The sequence below is a fragment of the Cellvibrio sp. ATLC23 genome, assembly GCF_057196725.1.
Window position 1 is genome coordinate 1 of sequence record NZ_JBXUOS010000009.1, and the last position, 18,636, is coordinate 18,636.

Below are 18,636 nucleotides of genomic sequence, written 5' to 3' on the forward strand. Positions count from 1 at the left end.
TGCTCATCGTGGAGCGGGATTCGATCCCAATAGGACTCCGAATACATTAGCGCAAACCACCTCATTGTCACAAAAGTGATTGCAACAATGAGGGGAACCATACATTTTTATCGCTGCTGAATAGGGCAGTTATTGTTTGCTAAGTAGTGTTGCATAGCCGCTGCGAAAATCCGGATAGCGAAAGCGATACCCTGATGCCAGTAGTCGCTGGTTGCTAATCCGTTTATTGCCGCGCTCATTAACTGCATCCACTGCTAGAAAATCCTCAACTCCCAGCTGCTCAGCTATCCAACTCACCACCTCTATCATAGGGGTGGGTGACGAGTCGCTGGCGAGATAAAGCGAATCCAGCGTTTGCTGTTTGCTCTGTTCAATGAAATGAGCCAGCACACCCGCGCAGTCATCCGCATGAATACGATTGGTGAAATACGGGCTGGCAGAGGCGCGCTGCTGTGCGACTTGGTCGATCAAGCGGCGTCTGCCAGGGCCGTAAATTCCGCTAAAACGCAGGATGATATGAGCATAGCCGCTTTGCATGATCAACTGTTCCGCCTGCAAGAGGCGTTTGCCACTGAAACCCTCCGGGGCGGTGGGCGATGTTTCATCTACCCAGCTGCCATCTTGCTGCCCATAGACGGCGGTGCTGGAGACAAACAGGATCAGGCGTGGCTTCTGTTGTTGTAAATCTAAGGCCTGCAGTAGCACTTGGCAGCTATCCACATAGGCCTGTTTATAGCCTGCATCGCTTCGCTCCCCGGGTGTCATGCTGATAACGATGATGTTAAATCCTTCTGCCAACAGCGCGCGCATCTGCTCGAGATTGGTGGCATCACCTGAGCGATAGTTTAGGTAGGGTAAGTGATCACATACCGAGCGGCGCAGGCCGGTGACTTGATAGTCAAATGGGTGCAATTGCTGTGCGAGGCGCTGGCCAATATCGCCACAGCCGATAATCAGGCATTTTTCTGGTGAAGATAGGTTAATTGTCATTTGATAAATGCCTTATATCTGATAGTTTTAGGCTATTCATAAAAGCCAAGCTAATGGAGCTGCATTATGACCCTTACCGAGTTGCGCTATATAGTCACACTTGCTCAAGAACAACATTTTGGCCGCGCGGCGGATCGCTGTTATGTGAGCCAGCCCACCCTGAGTATCGCGGTCAAAAAACTGGAAGACGAGCTGGGGGTAGCCTTGTTTGAGCGCACCAAGTCTCGCGTGCAGCCAACCCCCTTGGGTGAGCAGATTGTGGCTCAGGCGCATTTGGTGCTGGAGCAAACGGCGGCGATTAAAGACCTGGCCGACGCCGGTAAAGACCAGCTCAGTAGTCCCTTATCGGTGGGGGCGATTTTTACTATAGGGCCTTATCTGCTGCCGAAGTTTATCCCTCATTTACAGCAGTTGGCGAGCAAAATGCCGCTCTATGTGGAGGAGGGCTATACCCACAACCTGCGCAAAAAACTGCGCAATGGCGAGTTGGATGTGATTATCGTCGCGCTGCCCTTTGTGGAGCCGGATGTGGTGACCCAAGCGCTGTATGAAGAACCTTTTGTGGTGCTTATGCCGAAGGATCACCCGCTCGCCGCCAAAGAGCAGGTAGATCAAGCGGATCTCAGTCATGAGCAGCTGCTGTTGCTGGGTGAGGGGCACTGCTTCCGCGATCAGGTGTTAACCACTTGCCCCAGTGTGCAGCATGCCAGCGAAGCCAGTGCCAACAGCAGCAATGTGCGCACCGCCGCTGAAGGCAGTTCGCTGGAAACCCTGCGCCATATGGTCGCCTCTGGTTTGGGCTTGACCATTTTGCCCGCCTCGGCTGCCGAGAGTTCGCTCTACAGTTCCGATGTATTGGTCACTCGCCCCTTCACCGAACCATCGCCCAGCCGCACCGTCGCGCTCGCATGGCGCGCCAGCTTCCCGCGCCATAAGGCGATAGATGCATTGCGCACGGCGATTAAAGCCTGTCGACACTAATTACGACGGGTAATGTCTACCTTGGCAGTTGCTGGTGAGAAAACCCTCGATCAAATCCCCGCTAGCGCCTTAAAGGGCGTTGGTGCGGCATTGGCTGCTAAATTGACGAAGATCGGTCTATTTAGCCTGCAAGATGTGCTGTTACATCTTCCTCTGCGCTATATGGATCGCACCCGTATTACCGCGATTGGCGCGCTGCAACCCAATATGAATGCGGTGATTGAGGCGGAAGTGCGCGCCTGCGATGTGGTGTTTGGCAAGCGCCGCAGCTTGGTGTGCAAGGTGCAGGATGGCACCGGTACGATTACGCTGCGTTTTTATCACTTTAACAATGCGCAAAAGCAGCGCTTGGTGAGTGGCACGCGCCTGCGGATTTTTGGCGAAACTCGCCGCGGTGCCTCGGGTTTGGAAATGTATCACCCCGAATACGATGAGTTGAGTACCGCCGCGCCGCTGCCGCTGGAGCAATCGCTCACGCCGATTTACCCCGCCACCGAAGGGCTGACCCAGCCGCGTATGCGTTCACTAGCGCTACAGGCGCTGACCTGGCTCGATAAACACGCGCTGCAAGAGTTGCTGCCGGAGCGTGTGCGCCGCCAACTCAAACAATCCTCCCTCGCCGATGCCCTGCGCTACCTGCACCAACCGCCGACTAACGCCAATATCCAGCAGTTAATTGACGGGGAGCATCCCTACCAGCAGCGTTTGGCGTTTGAAGAATTGCTCGCCCATCACCTGAGTTTGCTGTTACTGCGCCGGGAAACCCAAGCCGATGGCGCTACTCGCCTGAATTTGGATGAGGGTTTGCAAGCGCGTTTTTTGGCGCAACTGGGGTTTAACCTGACCCGCGCCCAGCGCCGTGTTGTGGATGAAATTGCCGCCGATCTGGCCAAGCCGATTCCCATGTTGCGGTTGGTACAGGGTGATGTGGGTTCCGGCAAAACCGTGGTGGCGGCGCTTGCGGCGTTGGCGGCAGTTGCCAGCGGCAAACAGGCGGCGATTATGGCGCCGACCGAAATCCTTGCCGAGCAGCATCGCCTTAACTTTGGCAAATGGTTGGAGCCACTGGGCATTAGCCTCGGTTGGCTGACCGGCAAGTTAAAGGTGGCCGAGCGGCGCACCCAGTTGGCGGCTATCGCCAGCGGCGCGGCGCAAGTGGTGGTGGGTACCCATGCACTGTTTCAAGAGTCGGTGGAATTTGCCAATTTGGGGTTGATAGTGATCGATGAACAGCACCGCTTTGGTGTGCATCAGCGGCTAACCCTATCGGAAAAAGGCACAAGCGGGGATGAAAATCGGCGATTTGGCCTGCTTCGCCCCCATCAACTGATTATGACCGCCACGCCTATCCCACGCACCTTGGCGATGAGTGCTTATGCGGATTTGGACTGCTCGGTGATCGATGAATTGCCGCCGGGGCGAACGCCGATTACGACGGTAGTGATTAGCGATAACCGCCGCGAAGAGGTGATTGAGCGGGTGCGCTTGGCCTGCGAGCAGGGGCGGCAAGCTTACTGGGTGTGTACGCTAATCGAAGAGTCGGAAACTCTGGAGGCGCAGGCGGCGGAGGCAACCGCAGCGAATCTTACGGAATCCCTGCCGCATCTGCGCATCGGGCTGATTCACGGGCGCTTGAAGCCGGCGGAAAAAGAAGCGGTGATGGCGGCTTTCAAAGCCAATGAGTTGGATTTATTAGTCGCCACCACGGTGATTGAAGTGGGGGTGGATGTACCCAACGCCAGTTTGATGATTATTGAAAACCCTGAGCGCCTTGGCCTTGCGCAATTGCACCAGCTGCGCGGGCGGGTCGGGCGCGGTTCGGCGGCGAGTCACTGTGTGCTGCTGTATGGTTCGCCGCTATCGAATAACAGCCGTGAGCGATTGCGGGTAATGCGTGAAAGTAGCGACGGCTTTTATATCGCCGAGCAGGATTTACTGCTGCGCGGCCCCGGCGAGGTGCTGGGCACCCGTCAAACCGGTGAAATGCAATTCAAAATCGCCGATTTACAGCGCGACAGCCATTTGTTGCCCGATGTAAAAGATGCCGCGCTATTGCTAATGAGCGATCACCCTCAACTTTGCAACCAGCTGGTACTGCGCTGGTTGGGTGATAGTCAGCGATATTTGCAGGTGTAATGGTTGGATTGATACGGCTGTGGCGGTTGTTTTTGCATTGAGATGAGAACTGCTCCAATTTTTAGCCAGGTTATTTTTATCTTCTTTCATATTGATCTGTGCACCTTTAAATTTGAACTATGCTTGGTTAGATCCTGTGCTGGGAAACCATGACTGCAGTCGTGATCTGATTCGGCCAAATAAGATTTTTTTTGCTGGATTACACTCATCGAACTAAGATGTTTAGAGTCATTTAACCCTATGCATATCAACCACTTGCAGATATTAAGAGGAGTAGGCCGTGTCAGTCCCTACCAGTGTTCAATCATTGCTCAACAAGCAAAATGTGCATTATCAGGTGTCTGAGGTGCCAGTGACTGAGGATGAAAGAGCGCTCTGGCATGACCAGCATTTACGCACTATGAGCGCAGCCAAATCAGTAATTTTGCAAGACAGTACAGGGCGAGTGCAGGTGATTTTTGCCGCGGACCGATTGCTTGATCTCAAAGCAGTCAACCGCCAATTAAACCGCGAGCTTCACGCCGCCAAGCCGGAAGATATCCAAAAGTTTTGCCTCTCCCATAACCTGCAATCTATTCCTGCATTACCCAAGCTGGCAGGTTTGTTGACGCTTATCGACCGCAGCTTGGTGGAGCGCAACGAATTGCTGGCAGATTCCGGCGATGAAAAACAACTGCTGCGTTTTAGTCGCGCTGAGTTTCAGCAAATTATCGACGACGCGACGATTTGTGATATCGCCGTACCACTTGAGCCCTTGGAAATCGACGATACCAGCACCAGTGATAACGACCAGATTCTCGGTGCTGTGCGCAATTTCACCCAACTCCGCGTCAAACAACGGTTGGAAGAAACCCTCGAATTGCCACCTTTATCGGACACTGCTCAGCGCATTATCAAGCTGCGTGTAAACCCCAATGCCGATATCAGTGATCTCGCCCAAATTGTTGAAACCGACCCGAGCCTTGCTGCACAGGTGGTGAGCTGGGCGGCATCGCCTTACTATTCTGCGCCGGGCAAAATCAAATCCATTCACGATGCCATAGTACGGGTGCTGGGCTTTGATATGGTGCTCAATTTGGCGCTGGGTTTGTCGCTCGGCAAAGCTATGACCATCCCCAAAGAAGGCCCCCATGGTTCGCTACCTTACTGGCAGCAAGCGGTGTATATGGCGGCGACTATTGAAGGTTTGGTGACGGCAATTCCACGCGATCATCGCCCCAGTTTCGGCATGGCCTATCTGTGTGGCTTGCTGCATAACTTTGGCTATCTGATTTTGGCGGAAGTGTTTCCACCTTATTTCCACAACTACTGCCAATTGGCAGACACCAATCCCCATGTTGATCATCAGGCGGTGGAACGCCATCTGCTCGGTGTCACTCGCGAGCAATTAGGTGCTGCCTTGATGTCGCTTTGGTCTATGCCGGAAGAAGTTGTGGTGGGTCTTCGCCACCAAAATAACCCGCATTACCAAGGGGAAAACGCGGTTTATGCCAAGCTGATTTTTGTGGCCCAGCGTTTACTGCACCAACACGATATTGGCCGTGGTCCGAAACTGGCGATTCCTCCGCAAGTATTTGAAGACCTGCATCTGGACCCGGAAAAGGCCTATACCACGGTGGCGAATATTATTGAGTCAAGTGATGATCTCAAACATATCGCCCACGAGCTGTCGCCACATCATTAATGTGGGTTGGTAAATCTGTATTTCACGGTAATTAAAACCCCTTCCATGGGGTTTTTTGTTGTTAGTGTCAGCGATTTTTTTACCGGTATACTGCCGGTTGTTCCCCCCTTAGCGAGAGAGTGATTGTTTATGTCTTCAGATTTCCCTGCATCCGCTGCAGCTGCCATTTTGGTTGAGCGTCGTATCAATGGCATTCAGTCCGAGCGTTTGCCCGACACTTGTCGGCCCCAAAATTTAGACCAAGCGCTGGCGATTCAAGCTGCGGTTACTGCGCATTGGTGTGAGCAGATGGATGACACAGTTGGCGGATGGAAATGCCTGCAGCCGCCCGAGGATAAGTTGATTGTTGGCCCCATATACACCCGCACGATTGATTCTGTCGCACCGGTAAGTCTCTGGCCAAAGGGCGACCGCGCTCGCATTGAGCCGGAACTGGCCTTTATCTTTGGCAGTGATTTGCCCCCGCGTGCAGAGCCTTACACCCCGGCTGATGTCGATGCCGCTATCGCCCGTACTCATATGGCGCTGGAGTTGATCAATAGCCGCTATGCCGATCCAGCCAGCTGCGAGTTCCCGGAAATGCTGGCCGATGGCTTGGTCAATCAGGGTTTGTTTATCGGCCCGGAAGTGGATGCGGAAAATGCCCGTGGCGCGAGTAGTTTTACGATTACTATGACCTGTGCCAACGGCGAAGTTATTGAGCGTCAGGGGCAGCACCCCAATACTCATCCACGTGCACCGCTCTATTGGTTGGCGGAATTCTTGCGCAGCCGGGGCGAGGGTATAGTCGCTGGGCAGGCGGTGATTACCGGTTCCTATGCTGGTGTGATCGAGGTGCCACTCAATACCAATATCCACATTGACTACGCTGGTTTAGGTAGCATGCAAGTAATTTTTAACCCTAAATCTGCCGCTTAAGGAGTAGCAATCAATGAATCACGACGAATCATCGCCATTTTATTCCTGTGAGATCCCGGTTCGCTGGGGCGATATGGACGCCTATGGCCATATCAATAACACGCTTTACTTTCGCTATTTTGAAGAGGCGCGATTCAAGTGGATGCTCGATAAAGGCCTCCCCCTCAAAAGCGATACTCACCCGGTGGTCGTCACGATTGGCTGTACTTTTTTACGCCCGATTTTTCATCCGGAGACCCTGCGTATCGATGTGTTTATCAGCGAGCCAGGGCGCTCCAGTTTTATGGTCAAGTACAAGGTTTACACCTTGTCCCAACCAGAAATGCCCGCGGCAGAGGGTTACTCTAAAGTGGTCTGGGTGAGCAGTGCCGATGGTAAATCGGTACCCTTGCCCGATCCGGTGCGCGCCTGGTTTGACGTTTAACTATGCATAATTAATCAAACACCACAGCCGCTTGGGGGCTGGCTTTTTAAGCTGCCTGCAATAAAGGTTGTTCCAACTCTTGCCAATAAATTTTGTCGCTGTAATGCAGCAGACGCATATGGCCTTGATGATCCTCTACTAGCGCGGTGCAGTTTTCGATCCAATCGCCGCAGTTGGCGTAGCGCAAGCCGCCTTCTTCACGCAGTGCCGGGTAGTGAATATGCCCGCATACAACGCCGTCATAACCGCGCCGCTTAGCTTCAGCCAAGGCTTCTTTTTCATAGGTGGCGATGGCAGCTTTGGCACCTTTGATATTGCTTTTAATTAATCCCGCCAGTGAAAAGTAAGGTTTACCCATCAACTTGCGCAGGCGATCAGACCAGCGGTTAATAAATAACAGCAGTTCATAGCCGTGGTCGCCAATAACCCGCGTTAACCAGCTGTGATTGATGTAGGCGTCCATGGCATCGCCGTGCATGATCAGCAGGCGCTTGCCATCGGCGGCGACATATTCATGCTCTTGCGCTATCTCAATCGGGCCAAATAGCTGGCCGCTAAAATGGCGGATGGGCTCATCGTGGTTGCCGGGTACATAGACAACACGCACGCCTTTGGCCGCCAGTTCGTAAAATTTCAGCATCACTTGATAATGTTTTTGCGGCCAGCAGAAACGGCGTTTGAGCGACCATAAATCCACAATATCGCCCACTAAATAGAGTGTGTCGCAGTGGATGTGGTTGAGAAAGTCGAGCAGATAATCCGCTTTGCAATCGCGAAAGCCCAAATGGATATCCGAGATCCATACAGTGCGCGCGTTAATCAAATGACGGGTGGGTTTGGGGGTGGGTAAATCGCCGCTGTTGGCGAGTTCAGGCAAGGGCGCAGTGAGGGGGCGGGCCGAATAAGTCATAGTGCGTTTCCATGGCTGTTTCACCGCAGTTTGCGGTGAACATGTGACGAAAACACAACATTTTGATGAACTTTGGGTGACAGCTAGCCCACTTGTTGAGCAATATTTGTAGTGCTGGGTTGTTCGTGTACCAACCAATTTAAGACTGCCTGGCGGCTTTCCAGCATTTCTTTATAAGTGTGCAGTACTACTGGGTTGGGGTTGAGCTGCTGTTGTAAGTGTTCAATACGCGCGAGTAAAAAATTGATGTCATGTTGCACTTTTTCAGCAACTTCCGTGCTGTTAAAAGCTTGGTTACCAATGTTTAAAATAGTCATAATGGCGTTTTCCTTGCTGATTTTGCCGCCAATCTTTACGTTGCTGTCAGGGCGGGATATTGACCAGTATCGCTGAATTTAAAATGTGAAAACAGTCGCATTTGTCGCTAAAGCTTGTGAGACATTGCCTACAAAACCATAATCATACTGGTGCAAAACCGGTCTTAGGCCTGCTGTTTTTTCAGCAGGGTCAGGGTAAATAACAGGGTAGATGAGAGCACAATCGCCGGCCCGGCGGGGCTATCCCACCAATAGGAGGCGGCCAATCCGGCCATTACAGAGGCGATGCCGAGCAGGCTGGATACCATCGCCATCTGCTCCGGGGTGTGGGTCAGGCGGCGGCTGGCGGCGGCGGGAATAATCAGCAGCGCAGTAATCAGCAATACCCCGACTACCTTCATCGCAATCGCAATCACCAATGCCATCAGCAGCATCAGTGCGGTGCGCACCCGCGTCACCGGCACACCTTCTACCTGCGCCAATTCTTCGTGCACGGTAATCGCCAACAGTGGCCGCCAGAGCCAGATCAGCGCACCAATCACCGCGACCGCAATTACCCAAATACTCATCACATCGGTTTGGCTGACCGAGAGAATGTCGCCAAATAAATAGGCCATCAGGTCGATGCGATTGTCGCTGAACACGCTGACGCAGATCAGCCCGAGCGCGAGCGTTGAATGAGACAAAATCCCCAGCAATGTATCGGTCGCCAGAAAGCGGTTGTTTTGCAAGGCCACCAGTATCAGCGCTAATAGTAGACAACCAAGTGCGATAGCGAGGTTGAGGTTGATATCCAGCAGCAGGCCAAAGGTCACACCGAGCAGAGCCGAGTGGGCGAGGGTATCGCCAAAATAGGCCATACGGCGCCAGACTGCAAAAGCGCCGAGAGGGCCGGCGACCAGTGCCACGGCGATTCCAGCGAGCAGGGCGAGGAGTAAAAAATCAGGCATGGTGGTGTCCGCAAGAGCTGTCGTGCTTATGTTCATGGCTGCCGGGTTTGGCATTGATCACATTGCCATGGGCATCGTGTTGGTGATCGTGGTGATGGGTATAAATCGCCACCTGCGGCGGATTGCTTGCGCCGACTGCCTCGCCAAATAGGGCGAGATAGGCCGGGTCATTGGTTACCTGCTCCGGGTGGCCTTCGCAACACACATGCTGATTGAGGCAGATTACTGTGTCGGTGGTTGCCATCACCAAGTGTAAGTCGTGGGATACCAATAGCACTCCGCATTGGCGGCGATTGCGGATCTCGTTAATCAGGGCATAGAGCGCCGACTGCCCGGTTATATCTACCCCTTGCACAGGTTCATCCAATACCAGCAATTGCGGGTCGCGCAGCAGCGCGCGCGCCAGTAAAACGCGCTGGGTTTCGCCGCCGGAGAGGGATTGCATCGGCATATGGATCAGTTTATCGATGCCGGTCAGCGCCAGCGTTTCGCTCAAATCTGCGCGCGCCTTGCCACCGAGTGCAAGAAAGCGTGCGACGGTGAGCGGCAGGCTGGCATCGATATGAAGCTTTTGGGGCATATAGCCGATGCGTAAATCCGGCGCCTTTTCGATGGAACCTTCATCGACCTTGATCAAACCCAGTACCGCGCGCACCAATGTGGTTTTACCCGCGCCATTGGGGCCGATCAGGGTGACAATCTTACCGGCCTGCAGGGTTAAATCGGCGCGCTGCAAAATGTGGCGGCCATTGCGGGTTACACCCAAGCCGCGGGCATTAATTAAAAAATCACTCATGGCGATGCTCGCTGTGTTCGGTGTTGCCAGCGCAGTTGGCGCATAAACCAGAGACTTCCAGCGATTGGGTTTCCACTGCAAAACCTGCATCCCGCGCTACGTCGATGATTTGTTGGCTGAGCTCCGGTTGATTCAGCTCAATGGCGATACCGCAGGCGCGGCAAATCAAAAAATGGCTCTGGTGTTTGGTGGTCGGCGAAGGGCAGCCGATAAAAGCATTAAGCACATTGATGCGATGGATCAAGCCCTGTTCAAGCAAGAAGTCCAGCGCGCGATACACCGTCGGCGGTGCCACGCGCCGGGTATTGGCCTTGCCCAACATCTCCATCAGGGTATAGGCACCGAGTGGTTTGTGGTTTTGCCAGATCAGCTCCAGCACTTGCAGGCGCAAATCGGTCAGGCGCACACCGCGCCCCCGGCACAGCTGGCGGGCGGCTTCGAGCGCATCGCTGATGCAGTGATTGTGATCGTGATGGCTACAGGCTATAGGGGTATGTTCCATACGTTACTCAGGCTAAGCACACTCGATTCGAGCAGTGAAAGGGCGATGTAAATTCCCAGCTATGTTACTCTATAACCTATCATCTAGCATGGTTTTCACGGGATCGGTTTGGGTATGGGGTATTGCAGTGTTTCTGTTCGGTGCGGCATGCTGCTCGGTTTGGCATTTGCCTTGGCGCTACCGGCGCAGGCTAAGTTGCAAGTGTTGGCGAGCATCAAACCGCTGGCGCTAATCGCGCAGGAAGTGGTGGGTGATCAGGCGGAGGTGACGATGCTGTTGCCGATTACCGCGTCGCCTCATGATTATCCGCTCAAAATGTCGGATCACCGCAATTTACGCAGTGCCGATCTGGTGTTGTGGATAGGCTCGGAGATGGAAAGTTTTCTCGCCCGCCCGCTGGGCAATTTGCCTGCTGGCAAGGTTCTCACCAGTTATCAGCTGCCGGGATTGTATTGGCCTGCAATAGAGCAGGATGACGAACATCATCACACTAATCATGCACACACCGATAAAGACCCGCATCTGTGGCTCGATCCACGCAATGCGGTGGTGATTGCCCGGGCATTAGCGACACGTTTAGCGCAGTTGCAACCACAATCGGCGGTGAAGTTTCAGGCGAATGCGCAGCGTTTTGCGCTCTCTGTGCAAGCCTTGGATAAACAACTTGCAGCGCAACTAAACCCGGTAAAAGCGGTGGGTTTTGCGGTCTACCATGAAGGTTATGGCCATTTTGTCGGGCGCTATGGTTTGCATCAGGTTGCTTATGTGACTTACACACCGGAGCGTCGCCCGGGTGCAAAACACCTGAAGGAGTTGCGGGAAGTGCTAGCTAAGGAGGGAAGGTGCCTGTTTATGGAGCCCCACTACAAGGTGCAAGGTATGGAGGAGATGGTCACCACACTGAATCTAGGTATTGGTTTGCTGGATCCCATTGGCGATCAACAGGTATCCAGCTATCAACAGTTGTTACAGCAGCTCAGCCAGAGTTTTTTAACCTGCCTTGCGGATCGGCGAGATCACTGAGGCATAGAACGGTTTGCGCATACTTACATCGCGCGCTTCCAGAGCATCCAGCTGGCGCTTGTTTAGCTCCATCACAAATGAATCATAGTAGCGGCCTATATCTCTATCGGCTGATGCGCCTGCCTCCCGCAACAGTGTCAACATCCCCTCTTGCGTTGCCATGCGGTGACGCATTCCGGTTTTGTGATAAACACAGCTCGCGAGTTGTTGCATGCGAAAAATTGCGGTTTGGGAAAAAATTAGGGTGTCCATTGACATCCTCCAGTGCGTTAAAGAGCTGTTGAGCGAAGTTGTTTAGAGATGCTGGCGGTAAATCAGCCTCTTAATTCGATTCTAGGTTAAAAAATAAACGCGGCGAGGGACTCTGGCGCCAAGTCAAAGCAAATTGCAAATTTGTGACTAGTACAAAAAAAGAGCCCCGCAGTGACCAAACAAAAAGTTATAAGGTCAAGTGCAGGGCTAATACACGAGGAGAAAATAAGGGAGATAGTCCAATAAAAACAACAGCTTAAAGAAAGCTCACTGAAGCGGAGACTAACCGCTTCAGCTACAACTTAAAGGGCGAATTCTTGTGCAATCTTGGCTTCCAGTTGCTGCTCGAGTTTGCTGTTAGCCTTCTCGTTCAGTATTTCGGTCTTGTTTGCCAATTCTTCCGTAATGCGTGCTTCTATATCTTCCTGGGTTTCAACCCAAACTGTCTTAACGCCAACATCGGCGACAGCCAGGGTCAATTCGGTATTAGTAGCCTCATCAGCAAATGCGCCGGTGGCGGTCAGTATCAGGGTTGCAAATATCAGTGCGGTCTTTTTCATCGTGGGTTCCTCCGATGGTTTTTAAATCCAGTTGCCTTTTGAGCAACCTTTTTTGTCTTGGGTTAGGTTTACTAGGTACCAAATCAACTTGGGTAGGTTTAATTTGTTACCTTATGTAACGCATGGTAACAGAGTTTTTTAATTTGCCTAGCCCCCAGTACACTTTTTAACTATTTAAATTAGTTAAATGTGAATAAATACCGAAGCTTAGCGGCAAAAGGTGATTTTTATTCGAGATATGGCGCCTGGTAACACATTCTGTCGCCGGTAACACTTTTGGCTTCAATGAGCGATGTATCGTTACTCATCTTGCTGAGGAATCAGGGTTGCGGCTCGGTGAAGATGTCTTTGGTGTATCCTTTGGCCATCAAAAACCGCCTTAATTACAGATGTTTACCTATGACCCAGACTCAAACTGCCGCACCTTTAGTGCTTGTTGACGGATCTTCCTACCTTTATCGCGCCTATCACGCGTTGCCACCATTAACTAACTCCAAGGGGCACCCCACCGGCGCGGTAAAAGGAGTAGTGAATATGATGCGTCGCCTGCTCAAGGATTATCCCCAGAGCCCAATTGCCGTCATCTTTGATGCCAAAGGCAAAACCTTCCGTGATGAAATGTTCGCCGAGTACAAAGCTAATCGCCCGCCCATGCCCGATGATTTGCGTCCGCAGGTACAGCCGATTCACGACATAGTGCAGGCCATGGGTTTGCCGCTCTTTGTGATCGACGGTGTGGAGGCGGACGATGTGATTGGTACGCTTGCGCGCCAAGCCACCGAGAAGCAAATGCCGGTGGTTATCTCCACCGGCGATAAAGACATGGCGCAGTTGGTGAATGACCACGTCACGCTGGTTAACACCATGACCGAAACTGTATTGGATATTCCCGGTGTCAATGCAAAATACGGTTTCGGTCCTGAGTTGATGATCGACTACCTCGCGCTCATGGGTGACAAGGTCGATAACATTCCCGGTGTGCCCGGCGTAGGTGAAAAAACCGCGCAGGGTTTAATTCAGGGTATGGGCGGCTTGGATGCGATTTACGCCGATCTGGAAAAAGTGCGCACCCTGTCATTTCGCGGCGCGAAAACCATGCCGGAAAAATTAATTGAGCATCGCGAGATGGCTTATTTGTCCTATCGCCTCGCCACCATTAAAGTCGATGTGGAATTGGCGATTGCACCTGAATCCATTCAGCGCGGCGCGCCAGACAATCAGCGTCTGCGCGAATTATTTGAAGAGTTGGAATTTAAAAATTGGGTAAAAGATTTAGGTGATGACAAAACCGATGCGTCTGCCGCTGCCACATCGGTTGTGAACGACGCGCAACAGGCGGAGCCAGTCTTACCCGCTGCGCCAATTGAAATTCGTTACGACATTATCACCGACAAAAAAATGTTTGCCGATTGGCTGGTCTTATTGCAACAAGCTGCGCAATTTTCGTTTGATACTGAAACCACTGCATTGGAAATTATGGATGCAAAAATTGTCGGTGTGAATTTTGCGATTGAAGCGGGCATTGCCGCCTATGTTCCCTGTGGTCACGACTACATGGGCGCACCGGAACAATTGCCGCTGGAGTGGGTGCTCGAACAATTAAAACCGATTCTGGAAGATGCCAGCAAAATAAAAATTGGCCAAAATTTAAAATACGATCGCAGTGTGCTGCTCAATTACGGTATTGAATTGCGCGGTATTAAATTCGATACCATGCTCGAATCCTATGTGTGGAATTCCATTGGCAGTCGCCACAACATGGATGACCTTGCCAAAAATTACCTGGATTATAAAACCGTCACCTTTGAAGAAATTGCGGGCAAGGGTGTAAAACAACTCAGCTTTAATCAATTAAAAGTGGAAGAGGCAGGGCATTACGCCGCGGAAGATGCGGATATCACTTTGCGCTTGCATCAATTTTTTTGGCCGCAGCTGGAGCAGATCCCTTCGCTAAAATCGGTTTTTGACACAATTGAAATGCCGCTGGTGCCGGTGCTCTCGCGCATCGAGCGCAATGGTGCGCTGGTTGATGCAAAATTACTCGGCCAACAAAGTATTGAATTGGGCGAACGTTTAGTTCAGCTTGAGCGCAAAGCCTATGAGATCGCCGGGCAAGAATTTAATTTAAGTTCGCCCAAACAACTCGGTGTGATTTTATTTGAGCAACAAAAATTACCTGTGTTGAAAAAAACTCCTACTGGTACACCCTCTACCGCAGAAGAAGTGTTGCAAGAGCTAGCGCTGGATTATCCGCTGCCAAAAGTGCTGATGGAATATCGCGGTCTGGCGAAATTAAAATCAACTTACACCGATAAATTACCGCTGGTAATTAATCCTCGCACTGGCCGCATCCACACCAGTTATCACCAAGCAGTAGCGGCAACTGGGCGCTTATCCTCGCAAGACCCGAACCTGCAAAATATCCCAATTAAAACCGAAGAGGGGCGCCGCATTCGTCAGGCATTTGTTGCACCTGCTGGATATAAATTAGTCGCAGCGGATTATTCGCAAATTGAATTGCGCATTATGGCGCATTTGTCCGATGACGTTGGTTTGCTCAGCGCGTTTGAAAAAGGTTTGGATGTGCACCGCGCTACCGCCGCTGAAGTATTTGGTGTGAGCCTTGATGGCGTTACACCTGAGATGCGCCGCAGCGCTAAAGCCATCAACTTCGGTTTGATTTATGGCATGTCCGCGTTTGGTCTCGCCAAACAATTGCATGTTGGCCGCAATGAAGCGCAGCAATATATTGATCGCTACTTTGAACGCTATCCCGGCGTGCAGCGCTATATGAATAATATTCGTGCGCTCGCACACGAGCAGGGTTATGTCGAAACTATTTTTGGTCGCCGTTTGTACCTGCCGGAAATCAACGCGAAAAATAAAAATCTGCAGATGGCGGCCGAGCGCACGGCGATCAATGCGCCAATGCAAGGTACTGCCGCCGATATTATTAAAACCGCGATGATCAAAGTGCAGGCCTGGCTGGATTCGGCGCAGCTCGATGCGCAAATCATCATGCAGGTACACGATGAACTAGTGCTGGAAGTGGCCGAGTCACAGTTAGATCAAGTGCGTGAGGGTTTGATCGAGCATATGTCTGCAGCTGCTACACTCAAAGTACCGCTGTTGGTTGAGGCGGGCGTTGGCAACAATTGGGACGAGGCGCATTAGCGGTACACTTGCCGTGTATTTAAGGTTTATTACACGGCTGGCGATTGGTGAGTCTGCAGAGGTTACACAAATGGTCAAGGCAGTGCGGCGCTTTATATTGGCGCTCTTACTATTTGCATCACCTTGGGTGAGCGCGGAGTTTGTGGTGAGTCATCGCTCGCCCTATGCTCCCGGCGACACTCATCACGAGTACAGCACCGCGCTGTTGCGGTTAGCCCTGGAAAAAACGCGCCCTGAATATGGCGATTATCGCTTACAGCCTATGCCGCCGCGCAATTACGCCCGCTCATTAAAAGCGGTGGTGGATAATGCCTATCCCAATTTAGTGGTTGAGACGAGTTATGAACAAGTCTTAACCCATCATGCGCAATTGGACTATATAAATTTCCCCGTAGATTTGGGCGTGTTGGGGTATAGAGTCTGTTTTATTAACCCAAAGTTAAAAGCGGCAGGCGTAAAAATTGAAACATTGGCACAGCTGCAGCAGTACAGTTTTGTTCATGGTGTGGGTTGGGCGGATACTGAAATATTCCGTCACAACGGTTTAAAAGTGCAGGAAATAGAAAACTACGATGGTATTTTTTTGATGATCATCGGCGGGCGGGTCGATTTTTTTTGTCGCGGTGTCAATGAGATCTTGGGGGAGACAGAGCAGTTCAAGCATTTGTCAAAATTAACGATAGATGATCACTTTATGCTGGTTTATCCCCTGCCACGCTTTTTTTACTTTAATAAAGCCAACCAGCTTGCCAAAAAGCGTATTAGCTTGGGGTTGGATAGGGCTTATGCCGATGGTTCGTTGCAGCAGCTGTGGCTGGTTCACCATCGCCCCAGTTTGGACTCGGTCAACTTGGGAGCGCGCAAGGTGATCTATTTGGAAAATCCTTTGGTCAAGGGGCTTGAACTAAAAGTACAGCCTGATTTTCTGTCATTGCTGCAAGCGAAGATGAGCGTAGCAATAAAAAAATAGCTGTTTTTTGGTTTTAGGTGACTTGTAAGTACATGTATTTAAATGATTTTTCCAAATTAACAAAAAATTGTGCAAGTTTTTTAAAAATAGTTTGAACTAATTTGGAAAAGGGTAGGTCTCAGTTATGTGTGTTTTACGATCATGAGCTAACTCCTCCCCTAATGGCTTTTAAGCCAGCTGAGCGAAAAGTATTAATGCTAAGCAAACCCCGATTTTATCGGGGTTTTTTTTGCCTGTCGTTTGGGGAAAGAGTGAGGGCAATTGTGCAAAAATTGTTGCAGTTACAATGCTTTACGATTTTGTTTGAACTTTTTTGGCCTAGCTTGCGTCCTAGTTGCAACTAGTTTGATGGAGCCTTTCTCTGTTTAGCCTGTTGTTTCTAGTGATGTGTTGTTCTTTGTGACTTAGCCCATCTGGCATCACCCCAAGGGTGCCAGTTTTTATCCGATGATTTAGTTAAATCATCGGATTTTTTTATTGGGGCGGTAATTTTTCTGCAGTCTCAGCTGCTTCTGGTTGTTCGGGCGCTAACCAGGATTGCAATTTCGCTTTGAGTTGGTCAAGCCCGGCGTATTTCAATGCAGAAAAGCATTGGATGCTCACTAACTGATCAAGACGAGTTTGTTTAAGCTGTTTTTGTACGGCAAATAATGAATTGTTGGCTTGCATGCGGCTCAGCTTATCGGCCTTGGTTAGCAGTATATGAACTGGCATATTGCCTCTGATCGCCCAGTCGAGCATGGTCGTATCAAATTCCTGTAACGGGTGGCGGATATCCATCAACAGCACCAATCCTTTAAGGCATTGGCGTTTCTGCAAGTATTCCGACAAATCGCGCTGCCATTTTTCTTTTTGATCGCGCGATACCTTGGCATAACCATAGCCAGGTAGATCGACGAGACGCTGGTCTTCGCCAACATTGAAAAAGTTGATCAGCTGGGTGCGACCGGGTGTTTTACTGGTGCGCGCCAGCTTTTGATTGGTTAAGGCATTGATAGCGCTGGATTTACCTGCATTGGAGCGCCCGGCAAAGGCAACTTCATAGCCGGTTTCCGGTGGGCATTCGCGAATACTGGGAGCGCTTTTGGTAAAATAAGCCTTGGTAAAAACGATATCGGTCAAGATAATAACCCTTCAAAATAGTGTGTTATTAGCGCGTTGGTAATATAATGCCGCCGCTTTTACCAGCCGCCGTGCGCGCCAAAAGCAGGATTCATGCGGAATCAAGTGGAATTAAAAGTGCGATTGTAGCTTGTTGACCTGTCATTAAGCGAACCATCAGCTAAATTCTATACTCAACAGTCGAAGACGCACGCATAACAATCAGATTCATCGATCAATCGGATTAGCCAATGAAACATATCGTAAGAAATGCACTTTTATCGCTCGGATTGGTAACCATTGCACAAGGCGCTATGGCGGCGGGAGATGCTGCCGCTGGTGCGACCAAGGCTGCTGTGTGCGGCGCATGTCACGGTGCTGACGGCAATAGCATGCTGGGAACCTTCCCCAAACTTGCAGGTTTGGGTGAGCGCTACCTATTGAAGCAACTGGTCGATATCCAAGCGTGGGATCTGGAAAAAGATGCGGCCAAAAAAGAGAAGACTGGCCGTGCAATCCCTGAGATGACTGGTCAGCTCGCTAATATGAGCAAGCAGGATCTGGCGGACATAGCGGCACATTATGCTAGCCAAACTACCCAGTTGTCCGGCTCCAAGAAAATTGAAGTGCAAGTAAACTCAGGTATTAAAGTTGATGGCCTGGAGTTGGGTGAGCGCATCTACCGCGCTGGCAATCCAACCACTGGCGTTCCCGCCTGTACCGGTTGTCACGCACCGGATGGCAAAGGCAACATCCCTGCCGGTTTCCCACGCTTGAGTGGCCAACACCCTGAGTATATCGAGAAGCAATTACGCGCATTCCGCGCTGGTGATCGCACTAACGATGGCGATCAAATGATTATGCGTTCGATTGCCGACAAAATGAGCGATGCGGAAATCATTGCATTGGCTAACTACATCGCTGGATTAAATTAATTATTTGATTTTG

At 51.2% G+C, this 18,636-nt stretch carries 18 protein-coding genes; 9 read left to right on the forward strand and 9 right to left on the reverse strand.

Features of this window, described 5'->3' with window-relative positions; translation table 11 throughout:
* Nucleotides 1-129 precede the first annotated feature (129 nt).
* Nucleotides 130-990 (reverse strand): SDR family oxidoreductase, encoded by an 861-nt coding sequence (locus AC2CG4_RS14350; RefSeq protein ID WP_484486917.1) that lies wholly within the window; start codon nucleotides 988-990, stop codon nucleotides 130-132.
* A gap of 66 nt (nucleotides 991-1,056) precedes the next feature.
* On the opposite strand from AC2CG4_RS14350, the gene AC2CG4_RS14355 reads away from it, so the two are divergent.
* The 5 genes from AC2CG4_RS14355 to AC2CG4_RS14375 all read left to right on the forward strand — a co-directional run bounded on the left by AC2CG4_RS14355 (nucleotide 1,057) and on the right by AC2CG4_RS14375 (nucleotide 7,133).
* The gene (locus AC2CG4_RS14355) at nucleotides 1,057-1,971 is read left to right on the forward strand and encodes a hydrogen peroxide-inducible genes activator (protein ID WP_062058364.1); all 915 of its coding nucleotides are present in this window, start codon (nucleotides 1,057-1,059) and stop codon (nucleotides 1,969-1,971) included.
* Nucleotides 1,972-1,983: 12 nt separating this feature from the next.
* Complete coding sequence (gene recG / locus AC2CG4_RS14360) at nucleotides 1,984-4,107, forward strand: ATP-dependent DNA helicase RecG (protein WP_484486918.1); 2,124 nt, start codon at nucleotides 1,984-1,986, stop codon at nucleotides 4,105-4,107.
* 280 nt (nucleotides 4,108-4,387) lie between these two features.
* Nucleotides 4,388-5,791 carry an HDOD domain-containing protein gene (locus tag AC2CG4_RS14365; protein ID WP_484486919.1) on the forward strand — a complete coding sequence of 468 codons (1,404 nt, stop codon included), beginning with the start codon at nucleotides 4,388-4,390 and terminating at the stop codon, nucleotides 5,789-5,791.
* Nucleotides 5,792-5,920: 129 nt separating this feature from the next.
* Nucleotides 5,921-6,709 carry a 2-keto-4-pentenoate hydratase gene (locus AC2CG4_RS14370; RefSeq protein WP_484486920.1) on the forward strand — a complete coding sequence of 263 codons (789 nt, stop codon included), beginning with the start codon at nucleotides 5,921-5,923 and terminating at the stop codon, nucleotides 6,707-6,709.
* A gap of 13 nt (nucleotides 6,710-6,722) precedes the next feature.
* Nucleotides 6,723-7,133 carry an acyl-CoA thioesterase gene (locus tag AC2CG4_RS14375; protein WP_062058375.1) on the forward strand — a complete coding sequence of 137 codons (411 nt, stop codon included), beginning with the start codon at nucleotides 6,723-6,725 and terminating at the stop codon, nucleotides 7,131-7,133.
* Nucleotides 7,134-7,179: 46 nt separating this feature from the next.
* On the opposite strand, the gene AC2CG4_RS14380 is transcribed toward AC2CG4_RS14375, so the two are convergent.
* From AC2CG4_RS14380 to AC2CG4_RS14400, 5 genes are all read right to left on the reverse strand, one after another.
* Nucleotides 7,180-8,043 (reverse strand): UDP-2,3-diacylglucosamine diphosphatase, encoded by an 864-nt coding sequence (locus AC2CG4_RS14380; RefSeq protein ID WP_484486921.1) that lies wholly within the window; start codon nucleotides 8,041-8,043, stop codon nucleotides 7,180-7,182.
* Nucleotides 8,044-8,126: 83 nt separating this feature from the next.
* Nucleotides 8,127-8,360, reverse strand: coding sequence for a hypothetical protein (locus AC2CG4_RS14385; protein WP_484486922.1), 234 nt, complete (start codon nucleotides 8,358-8,360; stop codon nucleotides 8,127-8,129).
* Nucleotides 8,361-8,524: 164 nt separating this feature from the next.
* The gene (gene znuB / locus AC2CG4_RS14390; protein WP_484486923.1) at nucleotides 8,525-9,310 is read right to left on the reverse strand and encodes a zinc ABC transporter permease subunit ZnuB; all 786 of its coding nucleotides are present in this window, start codon (nucleotides 9,308-9,310) and stop codon (nucleotides 8,525-8,527) included.
* On the reverse strand, nucleotides 9,303-10,106 hold the full coding sequence (gene znuC / locus AC2CG4_RS14395; protein ID WP_484486924.1) for a zinc ABC transporter ATP-binding protein ZnuC: 804 nt from the start codon (nucleotides 10,104-10,106) through the stop codon (nucleotides 9,303-9,305). Before znuC ends, znuB begins: the two co-directional genes overlap by 8 nt.
* Nucleotides 10,099-10,608 (reverse strand): Fur family transcriptional regulator, encoded by a 510-nt coding sequence (locus AC2CG4_RS14400; protein ID WP_484486925.1) that lies wholly within the window; start codon nucleotides 10,606-10,608, stop codon nucleotides 10,099-10,101. Before AC2CG4_RS14400 ends, znuC begins: the two co-directional genes overlap by 8 nt.
* A gap of 147 nt (nucleotides 10,609-10,755) precedes the next feature.
* On the opposite strand from AC2CG4_RS14400, the gene AC2CG4_RS14405 reads away from it, so the two are divergent.
* Complete coding sequence (locus AC2CG4_RS14405) at nucleotides 10,756-11,631, forward strand: zinc ABC transporter substrate-binding protein (RefSeq protein ID WP_484486926.1); 876 nt, start codon at nucleotides 10,756-10,758, stop codon at nucleotides 11,629-11,631.
* Here the strand turns inward: AC2CG4_RS14405 and AC2CG4_RS14410 are convergent.
* On the reverse strand, nucleotides 11,599-11,883 hold the full coding sequence (locus AC2CG4_RS14410) for a hypothetical protein (RefSeq protein ID WP_062058393.1): 285 nt from the start codon (nucleotides 11,881-11,883) through the stop codon (nucleotides 11,599-11,601). The genes AC2CG4_RS14405 and AC2CG4_RS14410 overlap by 33 nt on opposite strands.
* 302 nt (nucleotides 11,884-12,185) lie before the next feature.
* Nucleotides 12,186-12,443: a hypothetical protein gene (locus AC2CG4_RS14415; RefSeq protein WP_484486927.1), complete on the reverse strand. Its 258-nt coding sequence runs from the start codon at nucleotides 12,441-12,443 to the stop codon at nucleotides 12,186-12,188.
* Nucleotides 12,444-12,842: 399 nt separating this feature from the next.
* Here AC2CG4_RS14415 and polA point away from each other — a divergent pair, with 399 nt between their 5' ends.
* Both polA and AC2CG4_RS14425 read left to right on the forward strand, forming a co-directional pair.
* Nucleotides 12,843-15,617: a DNA polymerase I gene (gene polA, locus AC2CG4_RS14420; RefSeq protein ID WP_484486928.1), complete on the forward strand. Its 2,775-nt coding sequence runs from the start codon at nucleotides 12,843-12,845 to the stop codon at nucleotides 15,615-15,617.
* A gap of 70 nt (nucleotides 15,618-15,687) precedes the next feature.
* The gene (locus AC2CG4_RS14425) at nucleotides 15,688-16,587 is read left to right on the forward strand and encodes a hypothetical protein (protein WP_484486929.1); all 900 of its coding nucleotides are present in this window, start codon (nucleotides 15,688-15,690) and stop codon (nucleotides 16,585-16,587) included.
* Between the two features lie 474 nt (nucleotides 16,588-17,061).
* Here the strand turns inward: AC2CG4_RS14425 and yihA are convergent, their stop codons facing one another.
* Nucleotides 17,062-17,709 (reverse strand): ribosome biogenesis GTP-binding protein YihA/YsxC, encoded by a 648-nt coding sequence (gene yihA / locus AC2CG4_RS14430; protein ID WP_484486930.1) that lies wholly within the window; start codon nucleotides 17,707-17,709, stop codon nucleotides 17,062-17,064.
* A gap of 230 nt (nucleotides 17,710-17,939) precedes the next feature.
* On the opposite strand from yihA, the gene AC2CG4_RS14435 reads away from it, so the two are divergent.
* Nucleotides 17,940-18,623, forward strand: a complete 684-nt coding sequence (locus AC2CG4_RS14435; protein WP_484486931.1) for a c-type cytochrome — start codon at nucleotides 17,940-17,942, stop codon at nucleotides 18,621-18,623.
* Nucleotides 18,624-18,636 lie beyond the last annotated feature (13 nt).

Bases quoted from the DNA above. Each gene is read 5' to 3' on its own strand.
- AC2CG4_RS14350 (WP_484486917.1), bottom strand. From the start codon at position 990: ATGACAATTAACCTATCTTCACCAGAAAAATGCCTGATTATCGGCTGT.
- AC2CG4_RS14355 (WP_062058364.1), top strand. From the start codon at position 1,057: ATGACCCTTACCGAGTTGCGCTATATAGTCACACTTGCTCAAGAACAA.
- recG (WP_484486918.1), top strand. From the start codon at position 1,984: ATGTCTACCTTGGCAGTTGCTGGTGAGAAAACCCTCGATCAAATCCCC.
- AC2CG4_RS14370 (WP_484486920.1), top strand. From the start codon at position 5,921: ATGTCTTCAGATTTCCCTGCATCCGCTGCAGCTGCCATTTTGGTTGAG.
- AC2CG4_RS14375 (WP_062058375.1), top strand. From the start codon at position 6,723: ATGAATCACGACGAATCATCGCCATTTTATTCCTGTGAGATCCCGGTT.
- AC2CG4_RS14380 (WP_484486921.1), bottom strand. From the start codon at position 8,043: ATGACTTATTCGGCCCGCCCCCTCACTGCGCCCTTGCCTGAACTCGCC.
- AC2CG4_RS14385 (WP_484486922.1), bottom strand. From the start codon at position 8,360: ATGACTATTTTAAACATTGGTAACCAAGCTTTTAACAGCACGGAAGTT.
- znuB (WP_484486923.1), bottom strand. From the start codon at position 9,310: ATGCCTGATTTTTTACTCCTCGCCCTGCTCGCTGGAATCGCCGTGGCA.
- znuC (WP_484486924.1), bottom strand. From the start codon at position 10,106: ATGAGTGATTTTTTAATTAATGCCCGCGGCTTGGGTGTAACCCGCAAT.
- AC2CG4_RS14400 (WP_484486925.1), bottom strand. From the start codon at position 10,608: ATGGAACATACCCCTATAGCCTGTAGCCATCACGATCACAATCACTGC.
- AC2CG4_RS14405 (WP_484486926.1), top strand. From the start codon at position 10,756: ATGCTGCTCGGTTTGGCATTTGCCTTGGCGCTACCGGCGCAGGCTAAG.
- AC2CG4_RS14410 (WP_062058393.1), bottom strand. From the start codon at position 11,883: ATGGACACCCTAATTTTTTCCCAAACCGCAATTTTTCGCATGCAACAA.
- AC2CG4_RS14415 (WP_484486927.1), bottom strand. From the start codon at position 12,443: ATGAAAAAGACCGCACTGATATTTGCAACCCTGATACTGACCGCCACC.
- polA (WP_484486928.1), top strand. From the start codon at position 12,843: ATGACCCAGACTCAAACTGCCGCACCTTTAGTGCTTGTTGACGGATCT.
- AC2CG4_RS14425 (WP_484486929.1), top strand. From the start codon at position 15,688: ATGGTCAAGGCAGTGCGGCGCTTTATATTGGCGCTCTTACTATTTGCA.
- AC2CG4_RS14435 (WP_484486931.1), top strand. From the start codon at position 17,940: ATGAAACATATCGTAAGAAATGCACTTTTATCGCTCGGATTGGTAACC.